Source organism: Streptomyces sp. NPDC031100 (assembly GCF_055570785.1).
Genome location: NZ_JBVIGN010000003.1, coordinates 475,872 through 488,771, shown reverse-complemented (window position 1 = coordinate 488,771; position 12,900 = coordinate 475,872). Strand labels below are relative to the sequence as shown.

General features: G+C 68.0%; 11 protein-coding genes and 2 pseudogenes. 6 read left to right on the top strand and 7 right to left on the bottom strand.

The window, feature by feature from the left end:
• Positions 1-40 precede the first annotated feature (40 nt).
• A complete protein-coding gene (locus ACZ5DS_RS10090) occupies positions 41-2,221 on the top strand; it encodes a galactose-binding domain-containing protein (protein WP_468235682.1) in 2,181 nt (726 codons plus the stop codon).
• Between the two features lie 13 nt (positions 2,222-2,234).
• Here ACZ5DS_RS10090 and ACZ5DS_RS10085 read toward each other — a convergent pair.
• Together ACZ5DS_RS10085 and ACZ5DS_RS10080 are read right to left on the bottom strand one after the other, a co-directional pair.
• Positions 2,235-2,367, bottom strand: a pseudogene (locus ACZ5DS_RS10085) (oxidoreductase); the annotation flags it as partial.
• A 3-nt stretch (positions 2,368-2,370) separates the two neighbouring features.
• The gene (locus ACZ5DS_RS10080) at positions 2,371-3,123 is read right to left on the bottom strand and encodes a helix-turn-helix domain-containing protein (protein ID WP_468235681.1); all 753 of its coding nucleotides are present in this window, start codon (positions 3,121-3,123) and stop codon (positions 2,371-2,373) included.
• Positions 3,124-3,349: 226 nt separating this feature from the next.
• Between ACZ5DS_RS10080 and ACZ5DS_RS10075 the strand changes: the two genes are divergently transcribed.
• Complete coding sequence (locus ACZ5DS_RS10075; RefSeq protein ID WP_468235679.1) at positions 3,350-4,015, top strand: DUF4097 family beta strand repeat-containing protein; 666 nt, start codon at positions 3,350-3,352, stop codon at positions 4,013-4,015.
• 331 nt (positions 4,016-4,346) lie between these two features.
• A complete protein-coding gene (locus tag ACZ5DS_RS10070) occupies positions 4,347-4,757 on the top strand; it encodes a DUF3592 domain-containing protein (protein WP_468235678.1) in 411 nt (136 codons plus the stop codon).
• A gap of 439 nt (positions 4,758-5,196) precedes the next feature.
• On the opposite strand, the gene ACZ5DS_RS10065 is transcribed toward ACZ5DS_RS10070, so the two are convergent.
• From ACZ5DS_RS10065 to ACZ5DS_RS10050, 4 genes are all read right to left on the bottom strand, one after another.
• On the bottom strand, positions 5,197-5,739 hold the full coding sequence (locus tag ACZ5DS_RS10065) for a hypothetical protein (RefSeq protein ID WP_468235677.1): 543 nt from the start codon (positions 5,737-5,739) through the stop codon (positions 5,197-5,199).
• A gap of 511 nt (positions 5,740-6,250) precedes the next feature.
• Positions 6,251-7,456, bottom strand: coding sequence for a cytochrome P450 (locus ACZ5DS_RS10060; RefSeq protein ID WP_468235675.1), 1,206 nt, complete (start codon positions 7,454-7,456; stop codon positions 6,251-6,253).
• 39 nt (positions 7,457-7,495) lie between these two features.
• On the bottom strand, positions 7,496-8,890 hold the full coding sequence (locus tag ACZ5DS_RS10055) for an NAD(P)/FAD-dependent oxidoreductase (protein WP_468235674.1): 1,395 nt from the start codon (positions 8,888-8,890) through the stop codon (positions 7,496-7,498).
• Entirely contained in the window at positions 8,880-9,107 is a 228-nt protein-coding gene (locus ACZ5DS_RS10050; RefSeq protein ID WP_468235673.1) for a ferredoxin, read from the bottom strand. The genes ACZ5DS_RS10055 and ACZ5DS_RS10050 overlap by 11 nt, the downstream gene beginning before the upstream one ends.
• Before the next feature lie 266 nt (positions 9,108-9,373).
• Between ACZ5DS_RS10050 and ACZ5DS_RS10045 the strand changes: the two genes are divergently transcribed.
• The 3 genes from ACZ5DS_RS10045 (at position 9,374) to ACZ5DS_RS10035 (ending at position 12,126) form a co-directional block, all read left to right on the top strand.
• A complete protein-coding gene (locus ACZ5DS_RS10045) occupies positions 9,374-9,808 on the top strand; it encodes an Rrf2 family transcriptional regulator (protein WP_468235671.1) in 435 nt (144 codons plus the stop codon).
• A gap of 108 nt (positions 9,809-9,916) precedes the next feature.
• A complete protein-coding gene (locus ACZ5DS_RS10040; protein ID WP_468235670.1) occupies positions 9,917-11,095 on the top strand; it encodes an MFS transporter in 1,179 nt (392 codons plus the stop codon).
• 149 nt (positions 11,096-11,244) lie between these two features.
• Positions 11,245-12,126, top strand: coding sequence for an MBL fold metallo-hydrolase (locus ACZ5DS_RS10035; RefSeq protein WP_468235668.1), 882 nt, complete (start codon positions 11,245-11,247; stop codon positions 12,124-12,126).
• Positions 12,127-12,321: 195 nt separating this feature from the next.
• On the opposite strand, the pseudogene ACZ5DS_RS10030 reads toward ACZ5DS_RS10035, so the two are convergent.
• A pseudogene (locus ACZ5DS_RS10030) lies at positions 12,322-12,789 on the bottom strand (formyltetrahydrofolate deformylase); the annotation flags it as partial.
• Between the last annotated feature and the right edge of the window lie 111 nt (positions 12,790-12,900).

Sequence of the window (12,900 nt, the reverse complement as noted above, 5' to 3'; positions counted from 1 at the left end):
CTTGCTATCCCACGCACCCCCACCACGAAGGGATCAGCACATGCACAGCAGCAGCACCGCCGAACATGTCAGGCGCATGCCGGCCATCGGGGCGGTCGTGGCCCTGGCCGCCGGCATGCTCGTCGCCGTGGCCCCCACCGCCCACGCGGCTTCGGGCGCCACGCTCCCCTTCACCTCCGTCGAGGCCGAGTCGGCGAGCACCACCGGCACGAAGATCGGCCCCGATTACACGCAGGGCACCCTCGCCTCGGAGGCCTCCGGACGGCAGGCCGTACGGCTTACCTCCGGTCAGCGGGTGGAGTTCACCGTGCCGCGCGCGTCCAACGCCGTGAATCTCGCCTACAGCGTCCCGGACGGGCAGTCGGGTTCGCTCAACGTGTACGTCAATGGCACCAAGCTCGCCAAGACGCTCCCGGTGACGTCCAAGTACTCCTACATCGACACCGGCTGGATCCCGGGCGCGAAGACCCACCACTTCTTCGACAACGCCCGGCTGCTGTTGGGGCAGACCGTCCAGGCGGGCGACAGGATCGCCTTCGAGTCGACCGGCACCCAGGTCACCGTGGACGTCGCCGACTTCGAGCAGGTCGCGGCGGCCGCCGCCCAGCCCGCCGGTTCGGTGTCCGTCGTGTCCAAGGGCGCCGACCCCAGCGGCAACGGCGACTCCACCCAGGCCTTCCGGGACGCCATCGCGGCGGCGCAGGGAGGGGTGGTGTGGATCCCGCCGGGCGACTACCGCACCACCTCCTCGCTCAGCGGTGTGCAGAACGTGACCCTGCAGGGCGCGGGCAGCTGGTACTCGGTCGTGCACACCTCCCGGTTCATCGACCAGTCCAGCTCCTCCGGAGGCGTCCACATCAAGGACTTCGTAGTCATCGGCGAGGTCACCGAGCGCGTCGACTCCAGCCCGGACAACTTCGTCAACGGCTCACTGGGCCCTGGGAGTTCGGTGTCCGGCATGTGGATCCAGCACATGAAGGTCGGCCTCTGGCTGACGGGCAACAACGACAACCTGGTCGTCGAGAACAACCGCATCCTCGACACCACCGCGGACGGCCTCAACCTCAACGGCACCGCCAAGGGCGTCCGCGTCAGCAACAACTTCCTGCGCAACCAGGGCGACGACGCGCTCGCCATGTGGTCGCTGTACTCACCCGACACGAACTCCAGCTTCGAGAACAACACGATCTCGCAGCCCAACCTCGCCAACGGCATCGCCATCTACGGCGGTACCGACATCGCGGTGAAGAACAACCTGATCTCCGACACCAACGCCCTCGGCAGCGGCATCGCGATCTCGAACCAGAAGTTCCTCGACCCGTTCCATCCGCTGGCCGGCACCATCACGGTCGACGGCAACACGCTCGTCCGCGCGGGCGCGATGAACCCCAACTGGAACCATCCGATGGGCGCCCTGCGCGTCGACTCCTACGACAGCGCGATCAACGCGACGGTCGACATCACCAACACGACCATCAGCGACAGCCCGTACAGCGCCTTCGAGTTCGTCTCCGGCGGCGGACACGGCTACCCGGTCAGGAACGTCAACGTGACCGGCGCTACGGTGAACAGGACAGGGACGGTCGTGGTCCAGGCCGAGGCGCAGGGCGCGGCGACGTTCCGCAACGTCACCGCCGACCAGGTCGGCGCTGCCGGCATCTACAACTGCCCTTACCCGGCGAACTCGGGCTCCTTCACGCTCACCGACGGCGGCGGGAACTCCGGCTGGTCCAGCACCTGGTCGGACTGCTCCACCTGGCCCCAGCCGGGCCAGGGCAACCCCGACCCCGACCCGAACCGCAACCTTGCCAAGGGCCGCCCGGCCAGTGCCACCGGCTCGCAGGACGTCTACATGCCCGGCAAGGCCGTCGACGGTGACGCCAACAGCTACTGGGAGTCCACCAACAACGCCTTCCCGCAGTCCTGGACGGTCGACCTCGGCTCCTCCTACGCAGTCCGCCGCCTGGTGCTGAAGCTGCCCCCGTCCTCGGCCTGGGGCGCCCGCACCCAGACCATCACGGTGCTGGGCAGCACCGACGGCTCGACCTACTCGACGGTGGTCGGCTCACAGGGCTACCGCTTCGATCCGGCCACCGGCAACACGACCACCGTTGCCCTGCCCGCTTCCGCCGACCTGCGCTACCTGCGGCTCAGCGTCAGCGCCAACACCGGCTGGCCGGCAGGGCAGTTCAGCGAGGTGGAGGCCTATCTGACCTCCTGACCCGGCCCGAGTGTCACGGATCCGGCACCAGACGGGCGCCCCGGCGCCGCGACACGCAGATCGTCATCGTGTCGCCCCGCAGCCCGCTCCTCCTCCGTGAGGAACGAGTCCCGGTGGTCCGGGGCGCCTTCCAGAACGTCCGTATCGCGTCAGCGATCTGAACGTGGCGTGGCAGTGCCGCCTGAGGTCGCTTCGGGTTTCGTGTAGAGGATGTCGCGGGCCTGTTCCGCGGCGCGGGCCATGCTCTCGGCGACGAAGTCGACGAAGCGGGCGATGTTCTCCAGGCGGGCGGCGGCCGGGGTGTCGGGGCCGAGGAGGCCGACGCCCTGCCGTGCGGTCTCGGCGAGCTGGGCGTTGGACCGGGCAGCGGCCATCATCCCCTGGTAAAAGACGTCGGTGTCGACGACGTACCGCTCGCGGCGGCGTTCGTCGCGTTCCCGCCGGATGAGGCCCTGGCCCGCGAGGAAGGTGACCGCTTTGGAGATGGACGCCGGGCTGACCTGGAGCCGCTGGACGAGTTCCGACGCGGTGAGGCTGCCCGCGTCGGTGGTGTAGAGGCAGGTCAGCACCCGGGACATCATCTTGGGCAGGCCCTGCTGCATGAGGAGGGTGGTGAACGCCTCCTCGTACTCGCGCACGGCCTCGGCGTCGCGTCCGTGGGCCTGCTCGGGCGCCTGCGGCCCGCGGGGTGCGGCCTGTCTGCGGCGGTGGGCGCGGCGTTCGGTGGCGCGGTGGGCCAGGTCGGCGCGGTAGGCGGTGGGGCCGCCGTTGCGCATCACCTCACGCGTGATCGTCGAGGTGGGGCGGTCGAGACGTCTGGCGATCTCCGCGTACGCGAGCCCGTCGGCCAGTCCCAGCGCGATCTGCTGGCGTTCCTGCTGGGTGAGCCTGCCTCCCGGCATCGCGATCTCCCTTCACGCTTCCTTGATGCCTCCAACATAGCGTTCACTCTCCACCCAATGCAACGAACAGAGTGGCTGTCGTTGCGTTAGAAACAGAGCTGTTGCAACGAAAATTGGGCTTTCACCTGCATAGATGCTGAATGTGTGCAACGGACTTGTTGCCTGATCCTCGAATGCAACGTAGCGTTTCCGGTGTCAGAAACGACAGCCGCAGAAGGAGAGCACGATGCAGAAGTTCGACACCCCCGCCCCGATCTCCGCCGTCCTCGACATCCCCGCGGGGCGCGTCCAGTTCATCGCCGCCGACCGGGACGACACCACGGTCGAGGTCCTGCCCACCAACGCCGCGAAGGGCCGCGACGTGAAGGCGGCGGAGCAGACCGAGGTCGCATACGGCGACGGCGTCCTGCGGATCGAGGTCCCGGCGGCGAAGAACCAGATCCTCGGCAACTCCGGATCCATCGAGGTGACCGTCCAACTGCCCGCCGGTTCCCGCATCGAGGCCAAGTCCGCCAGCTGCGAGCTCCGCGGCGTCGGCCGCCTCGGTGACGTCGTCTTCGAAGGCGCGTACCGCCAGATCAAGATCGACGAGGCCGCGAGTGTCCGCCTCACCGCGGTCGACGGCGACGTCGAGGTCGGCCGGCTGGGCGGTCCCGCGGAGATCAGCACCGCAAGGGGCGACATCCGGATCGCCGAGGCCGTGCGCGGCACGGTCGTGCTGCGCACCCAGTCCGGCGACATTTCGGTCGTCGCCGCCGCCGGCGTCTCCGCCTCCCTGGACGCCGGCACCGGCTACGGCCGTGTCAGCAACGCCCTCAAGAACGATGGCACCGCCGAACTCGACATCCGCGCCACCACCTCCCACGGCGACATCACTGCCCGCAGCCTCTGAGCACCACCCCGCATGGCCGCCCCGGCACCCCCGAGCAGTCCGTCCGGACCGTCAAGGTGCGCGCCATCGCCCTCGCTTGAGCCCTCCGATGCCGTCACCGCCCCTGCCGTGATGCCGCCACCGCGGCATCACGGCGGGCTCAGAACCGACACCACGCCTGCTCCACGGTGTGTGGGTCGACGGCGGACGGGATGGGAGCTGGGGTGAGTGGTGGGCTGGTGCGGGAGGGAGATCTGCAGGTTTGCCTCATTGTGATCAAGGCTTGACCAAGGCTCTACGAGCAGTGATGCTGTGGTGGCCCGTGGGGCGTGTTGATCTGAGGGGGGAGCAGATGACGCACGCGGAAGCAGCTTTTTTGGCTGAGGCCGTCATGTTCATGGTGGCTGTTATCTCCTTCTTTTTCGCGGTTCCTCACTTTTGGAACGAACGGCTTCGTCGGCGAGGCGTGAAAGGGCGAGGTGTGTGCGTCAGCCATTCCGTACCGAGGGATGGCAAGGTCAGCTGTCTGATCCGATTCCGGCTCCCAGATGGGGAGTCGGTCACCTTCACCACGCCGCGCAGCTCCCAGGCCAGCGCAGAGATCAGGCAGCGGGTCGACGTCATCTATGACCCGAGGAAGCCGAAGCGGGCGGTGGTCGCTTATACGTTGTCCAAGGATGGAACGCCGGTCCGCCGCTTCCTGATCGGCATGGCCGTAATCTTCGTCGCCGCTCTTGGCATCAGGATCTACTTGGGCCTATGAGGGGTGAGCTGGCGAGCTGTCCATCGTGCCGCTGCCGTGACCGTTCGAGAGGCACGCCAGAGGGACCACCAGGGAACACCGGGCAGCGCTCCGTGAACGCGCAAGTCAGCGTTCCCCATGTCAGACCGGATCCGCATACGTGATCTTCCAACCCGGTGCTTTGTTCCGGTGGGACCGCCTTGTCAAGACCGCGCGGGGCGGCTGACACCAACAAGCGCGAACAGCAACGGTCGAGGCCAGAGCCCGGTGGACGATCGGTCGAGGCACAGGGGCGGTTGGTCGACGTTGGCAGACCCCTATGATCGGCCTGATAAAGATGAGGCCAGACCTTCAAGTCTGTGGCCGGCACGGGCACTGTTCCGACCTATGGACGGCGCCCCGTGGCTTGACCCAGTCATGGAGACTCCGCCGCCCGGAGGGTGCGTGGATCAGCTGCTGCCTATGCGGGAGGGGCGTAAGGGTTCCCGTCGGACGCCGGTGGGCAACCCCACTGCGCCCACGGCGGCGGGACAGGAGCCCAGTCCGGGCCGCGGTGATCCAGCCACCACCTACCGATGGTGTGGAACTTCTCCTCAAAGCTGCGATCCCAGCTGAGGAACCCGGTGATCGGCGCCCGCAGGGGGGTACGGCGACCGCCCGCTTCGTAGATCACGACGGTCCGGCTTCCGAAGAGAGACTCGATCTGGATGGCTTGGACGTTCGACCACGGGATGGTCCGGCGGCGGAGGTTGTGCACGATGGCCGCCGATGGCGTGATAGTGACCCCGAAGGACCGCGAGGTGATCAACACCACGGGCGGCAGGACACCCCACACGAGCAGTCCTGAGACAAGTACAGGACCAAACGGTTCCCCGTCCAACCAGAACAAGACCTGGAAGGCCATGACGACGAAGCCGGGCAGCATGGGCAGCAAGCGTTGCAGCCGCGTCAACCGGTAACGGATGCGCTCCGGTGACATAGCTGCGACCTGCGATTGCTCCATCAATCCCCGCCCCTCACAGAATGCAGCCACCGCTGGCGCATTATCGCCAAGGCAGCATGGCGGACCAGAGGCACGCTGTCCATCTGCCTACTCTGGAAAGCCGAGCAAGCGCTCTGGAGAACTCGTCCGGCCACTTGCTGTGGCCGTGGATCTTGAGACTGACGAAACCGACGCCTGCGCCGAGAGGAACTTCACGGCCTGAGGTGCTGTGCCCCTTTCGTGCCCGAACGGTCAGCGACCAACGGGGAGCCACGGGGAACAATGGCGAGCCGCCTGCGTTCGCGCGGGTCAACATCGCGCCAGGTCGACACGCATCCGCATACACGATCTTCCAAACCGGTGCTCCAAGACCCGGGCAGCAGCGCTTGACTGGGTCGGTGAGACTCCACCGACCGTGTGGCCATGTGCCCGCCACAGAGTTTGAAGGTGCCCAACGAGCGGGAGTCACGACCCCGCAGGGCACTGATGCCGCCAGTGGCACTCTGTTCAGCAGGCCCTGCGTCAGGAGTGCTCAGGCCGTCAGGCCCTCGATGGCCACGGGAAGATGGCGTGGGCCGCGCAGCACCGCGTTGGCGCGGTACGGAGGCGGGTCCTCGAGCAGCCGGGAGAACGTGACCCGGCGGAAGAGTTCGGGCACGGCCAGATGTAGTTCTATGCGGGCGAGCGGGGCGCCGAAGCAGTAGTGGATGCCGGTGTAGAAGCCCAGGTGCTCGTTGTCCTTGCGGTCGGGATCGAACCGGTCGGGGTCCTTGAAACGTTGGGGGTCGCGGTTCGCGGCGGCCAGCATGAGCCAGACCGGCGAGCCCTTGGGGATGGTGGTGCCGGCGACGTCGATGTCGGCCAGGGCGGTGGTCCACGGGACGAACTGGACCGGAGGCTCGTACCGCAGCACTTCCTCGATGAGCGGGACGGCCAGGTCCGGGTCCTTCTGGAACCGCTGGAGGACGTCGGGGTGGCGCAGCAGGGTGAGGGTCGTGTTGGTGATGGCGTTGACGGTGGTCTCGTGGCCGGCGACCAGGAGCAGCACCGCGGTGGCCTCCAGGTCGGCCGGTGTCATGGCGGGGGCGAGGGCGCTGAGGATCCCAGGGCCGGGGTGGCGGCGTTTGGTCTCGATCAGATCGGTCAGGTAGGCGCCCAGCTCCTGGCGGGCCCGCTGTGCCTTTTCCGGGCCGCCGTCGTTGCCTGAGTGGGGATCGATTGACGACGCCAGGGCGTCGGCCCAGACGTGGAAGCGCGGTTCGTCCTCGCGCGGGACGCCGAGGACCTTGCAGATGGCGGTGACAGGAAGGGGGTAGGAGAAGTCCTCGACGATGTCGACCTGGTCCTTGCCTTCGAAGGCGTCGAGCAGCTCGGTGACGGTCTTGGCCAGTTCTGCGCGCAGGCCGTCGAGGAATCTGGGGCTGTGCGGCGGACCGAAGGGCCGGTTGATGGTGTCGCGCAGCCGGTCGTGCAGGGGCGGGTCGGTGAAGATGAAGCTGGGCGGCAGGCCGGACTCAACCGGTTGTCCGGGGCGGGCGTAGCCGGGTGGACGGTTGCTCGTGTCGTTGCTCAGCCGTGGGTCGTTGGCCAGGCTCCGCACCTCGTAATAGGTGCTGACCAGGTAGGTGCCGTCGTCCTCCCGCCTGACCGGTTGCTTGCGCAGTTCCGCGTAGAGCGGGTACGGATCGGCCCGATTGGCGTAGTCGGTGATCTGCGCGACGATGCTGCCGGACGTCATGGTGACTCCTGAGGGCTCCGGGCGGTGCAGGGCCGGTGATCAGGCATGCGACGGAACGAACGCGACACGCCGCTCGCTCGGTGAGTGGCCCGTCAGCGTGACCGTGGCCCCATGGGTGGGCAGATGGGGGTCGGGGAAGGCCGGGTCGATCGGCTGCAGCGTCTCGGTGCGGCGGTCGACCGTGCGGTACTCCGGCGGGAAGGGGGCGCCGGACGCGATCTGCTGTTCGTAGAACCCCAGCCACTTGGCTCCGTCGAAGGACGCCGCGGCGATGACGCGGCCGCGGTACCCGTACACCGCAACGAACCGCTCCTCGTCGAGCGCCCCCTGGGCGACCACCAGTTGGTCGCCGAGCGAGGGCACACCCACCGACTTGATGTTGACACCGAACTGGGTGGACCAGAACATAGGCAGCCACAAGTGTGGACGGCGATCCGGGCCCGCACAGATCATGTTGTGGGCGGCGATCTCGGCCTGTTCGACCGCGTTGCCCCAGTGCTCCAGCGACAGGAACTGGTAGTCGAACAGCGGGTGGGGGCTGCGGGCGACGTCACCGGCGGCGTAGATGTCGTCGGTGACGATGCCGTTGACGTCGAACACCCGGCAACCGGCGTCGCACGCGATGCCCCGGGGACCCGCGGCCACCCCCGAGCCGGCCAGCCATTCCGTGTTCCGCATGGCCCCGAGCGAGACGACCGCCACCTCCACGTCGATCGCCGAACCGTCGGACAGATGGGCGCGCTTGAGTCGTCCCACATCGTCGCCCTCGAGGGCGGTGACGCTGATGCCGCAGCGCAGGTCGACTCCGTGCTTGCGCTGCAGCCGGTCCGCGACCGCGCCGATCACTCCGCCGAGCGCCCCCACCAGCGGTGCCGGGCCGCGCTCGGCGACCGTGACTTGAAGGCCCAGCTCCCGGCAGGCGGAGGCGACCTCCGAGCCCGTGAAACCGGCGCCGATCACCAGCACCCGGGACACGCCCCCGGTCAGCTTCCGGTGCAGGCGAGCGGAGTCGTCGCGGGTACGCAGCACGAACACCCCGTCCAGCGCGGCCTCTTCCGGGTGGAACCAGGGCCGCGCTCTGGTCCCGGTGGTGATCAGCAGGCGGTCGTAGGGGACGGTGTCGCCGTTCGTCAGGCGCACTTGCTTGGCGTCCCGGTCCAGGCCCTCGGCGGCGACGCCCAGACGCCATGCGGCGTCGATGTCGCGCCGCCGCGGAAGCGCGGTGTCCTCGGGCCGTGCCCGCCCGAGCAGCGCCTGCTTGGACAGTGGCGGCCGGTCGTAGGGTTCGTACGGCTCGTCGCCGATCATGGTCAGCGATCCGGTGAAGCCCTCCTCGCGCAGGGTCTCCGCCGCGCGCAGACCGGCCAGCGAGGCACCGACGACGACGATGCGGCCCTGGCGCCGCAGGACCTCGACGTCCGTGTCAGCCGACATGGGACTCCACACCCTTCGTCGGCTCGTCGGAGTAGTCGACCAGGATGGCCTGGACCGGGCAGGCGGCAGCAGCCTTCTCCACCCGGTCACGCTGTGCCTCGTCGAAGCGAGGGGAGAACAGCAGCGCCTCTTCCCCGTGCAGGGAGAAGACGTCCGGGGCGAGGAAGACGCACTGCGCGAATCCCTGGCACCGGTTGAGATCGACGACAAGCCTCATCAGGAACCCGCTCCCTGCACGGGCCGCGGTGGCCGAGCCCCACAGCCGTCTGCGCTCGGTCCATTTGGTCGGTAGGCATGCCTCACGTTCAGGTTCAGCCTTCCGCCCAGGTCTCGCAAGGCGAGGGCGGCGCTGGGAGGCCAGGCCTCGCGCGACGGACGCCGCCGTTCAGGAGGGCCTGACCGTCGGCTCTCGCTGCGCTTGACAGGCGGTCGTGTTGTAATTGAATCTGTTACAACACTGGTCGCTCGAGGCAGGAGGATCCGATGGCCGTCAGTAGTCGCATGACCGTGGCCATACACGCATTGACCTGGATGGCGCTCACCTGCCCTCGACGTCCCGGCGGCATTGTGACCTCCGACAGGATCGCGGCGAGTGTCAATACAAACCCCGTGGTGATTCGTCGGATCCTCGGCGGTCTGCGTGAGGCCGGCCTGGTCGTGTCGGTGCGTGGTCAGGGTGCGGGTGTGAAGCTCGGGCGGCCCCCCGAGTCGATCACCTTGAAAGATGTTTACGAAGCCGTCGAACCCGAGCCGCTCATCGCGCTGCATTCGACCCTCCCCAGTCAGGAGTGTCCCGTCGGCCTGGGTCTCCCACCGGTGCTGCAAGGTGTGTATGGCCGCGCGGAGCGCGCGATGAAGGAAGAGTTGGCGGCGATCACCATCGCCGACGTCCTGAAGGAGACGATCGCCGCCGCCTGAAACGCGCCCGCTCGGTGATATCCGGTTTATTTCCGGCCGATCTTCGGATCGGCCTCTCTTTAAAACAGTGATGTAACAGACATGGTTACATCATCAGGAGGACCCCACGTGTACCGATCGCTCCTCGTACTGACTGCCGCGCTCTTCGCCATCGGCACGGACAGCTTCGTCATCGCCGGCATCCTGCCCGACGCCGGGCACTCTTTGGGTGTTGACATCGGAACCGCCGGATGGCTGATCACGGCCTACGCCTTCACATACGCCATCCTCGGCCCCGTCATGGCGGCACTCACCACGCGCTGGCCGCGACGCACGCTGTTCCTCACCGGACTCGGCATTTTCGTCGTGGGCAACCTTTTGACCGCATTTGTTCCGAGCTTCGGTATCGCTTTGTTCGCACGGGCGCTGGCCGGGCTGGGCGGCTCGATGGTGACCCCGACCGCGATAGCTGCGGCGGCCGCGCTCGCTCCGCCGGAGCGCCGGGGGCGTGCGATCTCCACGGTGATGGCCGGTCTCAGCGCGGCGACCGCGCTCGGTGCCCCCATCGGCACGGCCATCGGCAGTCTGACCGGTGACTGGCGCATCACCATGGTGTTCGTCTCCACTCTCGGGGCTGTTGCGGCGCTGGCCATCGCGCTTCTGCTGCCCAAGATCCCCAACCCGCCGCTGGTCCCGCTGCGGACGCGGCTCGCGCCGCTCGGCGACCGCCGTGTCGGCATGGGTCTGCTGACGACACTCCTGTTGTTCATCGGCCTGTACATCGTCTACTCCTACATCGCGGACGGCCTGGACCGCGCGACCGGCGGCAGCGGCATCACGCTCTCGATCCTGCTGTTTGTGTGGGGTGTGGCCTCGACGATCGGCACGCTCGGTTCGGGGCACCTGGTCGACCGGCTCGGCGCCCGCCGGATCATCAACACCGCCCTCGTGGTGCTCGCCATCGACTTCGTGCTGATGCCATGGTCCAGTGCGCACATGGGCACAGCCGTCGTCGCGCTGATCGTGTGGGGCCTGTGCGGCTGGGGATTCATCACGCCGCAGACCCACCGCCTGATCGGTGCGATGCCGGCGGCTGCCCCGATGCTGACGGGCCTCCACTCCGCGACGCTCTACGTCGGGGTGTCCATCGCCCCCGTCGTCGGCCAGGGCGCGCTGAACTGGGCCGGCGTGCACTGGCTCGGCCCCGTCGGCGCCGCACTGATCGTCCTTGCCTTCGGCGCGGCCGAGATCACACACCTGATCATCCGCCGCCACCAGCCTGCTGCAGAACCGGCTCCGGCCTGGTGACCGCGAGAGTCGCACGGTCCTGAGACCGGAAGGTGCTCTGCGCCCCACAGACTCGGCGACAACAAGGTCGCCGACCCCGGCCGGGAGCATTTCGGGTGTTCTAGGCAAACATAAGAATGAAGCATCGAAAGTATAGAAAGCGGACAACCGTGGCTCTCGAATACGACGTCCTCGTCACCCTTCCTCCCCGGGCGGTCCTGCCCGATGGTTCCTCGGTCCGGCCGCTGCCGGCCTGGTCCCCGATGTCGGCGACCCTCATCTACGGGAAGCGGGATGCCATCCTGATCGACGCCCCGCACCTGGAGGAGCAGTCCCGGCAGGTGGCCGAGTGGGTGCTGGCCTCGGGCAAGAACCTGGTCGCCATGTACGCCACTCACGGCCACGGCGACCACTGGTTCGGTTTCTCCGAGGTCGCCAAGGACTTTCCTGACGCGCGGATGATCGCCACCGAGGGCACCGTGGCCCTGGCGGAGTTCACCGCCGGAAAGCGTATGGCGTTCTGGAACGGCCAGTTTCCCGGCCAGATCGTCAAGGACATCGTGCTGCCCGAGGTGATCGACGACTACACCTTCCTGCTGGAGGGCGAGGAGGTCCGGTTCGTCGAGGCCGGCGACAGCGACGGACCGGACACCACGTTCGTGCACGTGCCGTCCATCGGCCTCGTCGTCGCGGGCGACATCGTCTACAACGGCGTCCACCCCTACCTCGCCGGCGGCGAGAAGGCCCGGCCGCTGCCCGAGCGGCGCGCGGACTGGATCGCCGCCATCGACAAGATCGCTGCGGTCCACCCTCGCGCCGTCGTCGCCGGACACAAGAACCCCGCCAACGACGACGACCCCCGCCACCTGGACGAGACCCGCAAGTACCTGCAGGACACCGCGGAAGTGGCCGCCGTCGCCCGCCACGCCAAGGAGTTCGCCGACTTGATGCTGCTGCGTCACCTGGACCGCATCAATCCCACCATCCTGGCCCTGACTGCCGAACACCTCTACCCCGGAACGACCGTCGACGGACGCGCCATCGAGTGGTGACACACACTCCCGCGCCCCTGAAGATCGAAAAGGCAACAGGCCCTTAGAGCCTGTGTCATATCCCCGGCCGGGCGACCGGGGATATGACACAGGCTCTAGACCTGCCAGGGCTGCGAAGCACAGGCCCGAACATCGGCGGTGTACTACCACAGCCGGCCCCGCGACCTGCGCGTCGACACCCCGCCGGTGGTGACGTCAGCGGAGGACCACCGTGCGTCTGCCCTGGACGAACACCCGGCCCTCGCTGTGCCATCGGACCGCTCGGGCCAGGGCCGCCGACTCCGCGTCGCGGCCGATGGCGGCGAGGTCGTCGGGGGTGTGGCTGTGGTCGACGCCGATGACCTCCTGGGCGATGATCGGGCCTTCGTCGAGGTCGGCGGTGACGTAGTGGGCTGTCGCGCCGACGAGCTTGACGCCGCGCTCGTGGGCCTGGTGGTAGGGCTTGGCGCCCTTGAAACTGGGCAGGAACGAGTGATGGATGTTGATCATCCGGCCGGCCAGTCTGGTGCACAGCTCGTCGGAGAGGACCTGCATGTAGCGCGCCAGCACGACCAGGTCGACGTCGAACGAGTCGACGATCTCCAGGAGTCGGGCTTCGGCCTCGGGCTTGGTCGAGGCGGTGACCGGCACATGGAAGAACGGGATGTCGTGCCAGGCGACGAGTGCCTCGTGGGGGGGGGGGGGGGGGGGGAGGAGGGAGGGAGAGGGGGGGGGGGGGGGGGGGGCGGGGGGGAAGGGGAAGGGATTTGGGGAGGAGGCCTAGCTGGGAACCAC

Excerpts from the sequence above, each read along its gene's own strand:
- ACZ5DS_RS10045 (WP_468235671.1), top strand. The coding sequence starts at position 9,374 with ATGGCCGTCAGTAGTCGCATGACCGTGGCCATACACGCATTGACCTGG.
- ACZ5DS_RS10055 (WP_468235674.1), bottom strand. The coding sequence starts at position 8,890 with ATGTCGGCTGACACGGACGTCGAGGTCCTGCGGCGCCAGGGCCGCATC.
- ACZ5DS_RS10065 (WP_468235677.1), bottom strand. The coding sequence starts at position 5,739 with ATGGAGCAATCGCAGGTCGCAGCTATGTCACCGGAGCGCATCCGTTAC.
- ACZ5DS_RS10075 (WP_468235679.1), top strand. The coding sequence starts at position 3,350 with ATGCAGAAGTTCGACACCCCCGCCCCGATCTCCGCCGTCCTCGACATC.
- ACZ5DS_RS10080 (WP_468235681.1), bottom strand. The coding sequence starts at position 3,123 with ATGCCGGGAGGCAGGCTCACCCAGCAGGAACGCCAGCAGATCGCGCTG.
- ACZ5DS_RS10090 (WP_468235682.1), top strand. The coding sequence starts at position 41 with ATGCACAGCAGCAGCACCGCCGAACATGTCAGGCGCATGCCGGCCATC.
- ACZ5DS_RS10060 (WP_468235675.1), bottom strand. The coding sequence starts at position 7,456 with ATGACGTCCGGCAGCATCGTCGCGCAGATCACCGACTACGCCAATCGG.
- ACZ5DS_RS10050 (WP_468235673.1), bottom strand. The coding sequence starts at position 9,107 with ATGAGGCTTGTCGTCGATCTCAACCGGTGCCAGGGATTCGCGCAGTGC.
- ACZ5DS_RS10070 (WP_468235678.1), top strand. The coding sequence starts at position 4,347 with ATGACGCACGCGGAAGCAGCTTTTTTGGCTGAGGCCGTCATGTTCATG.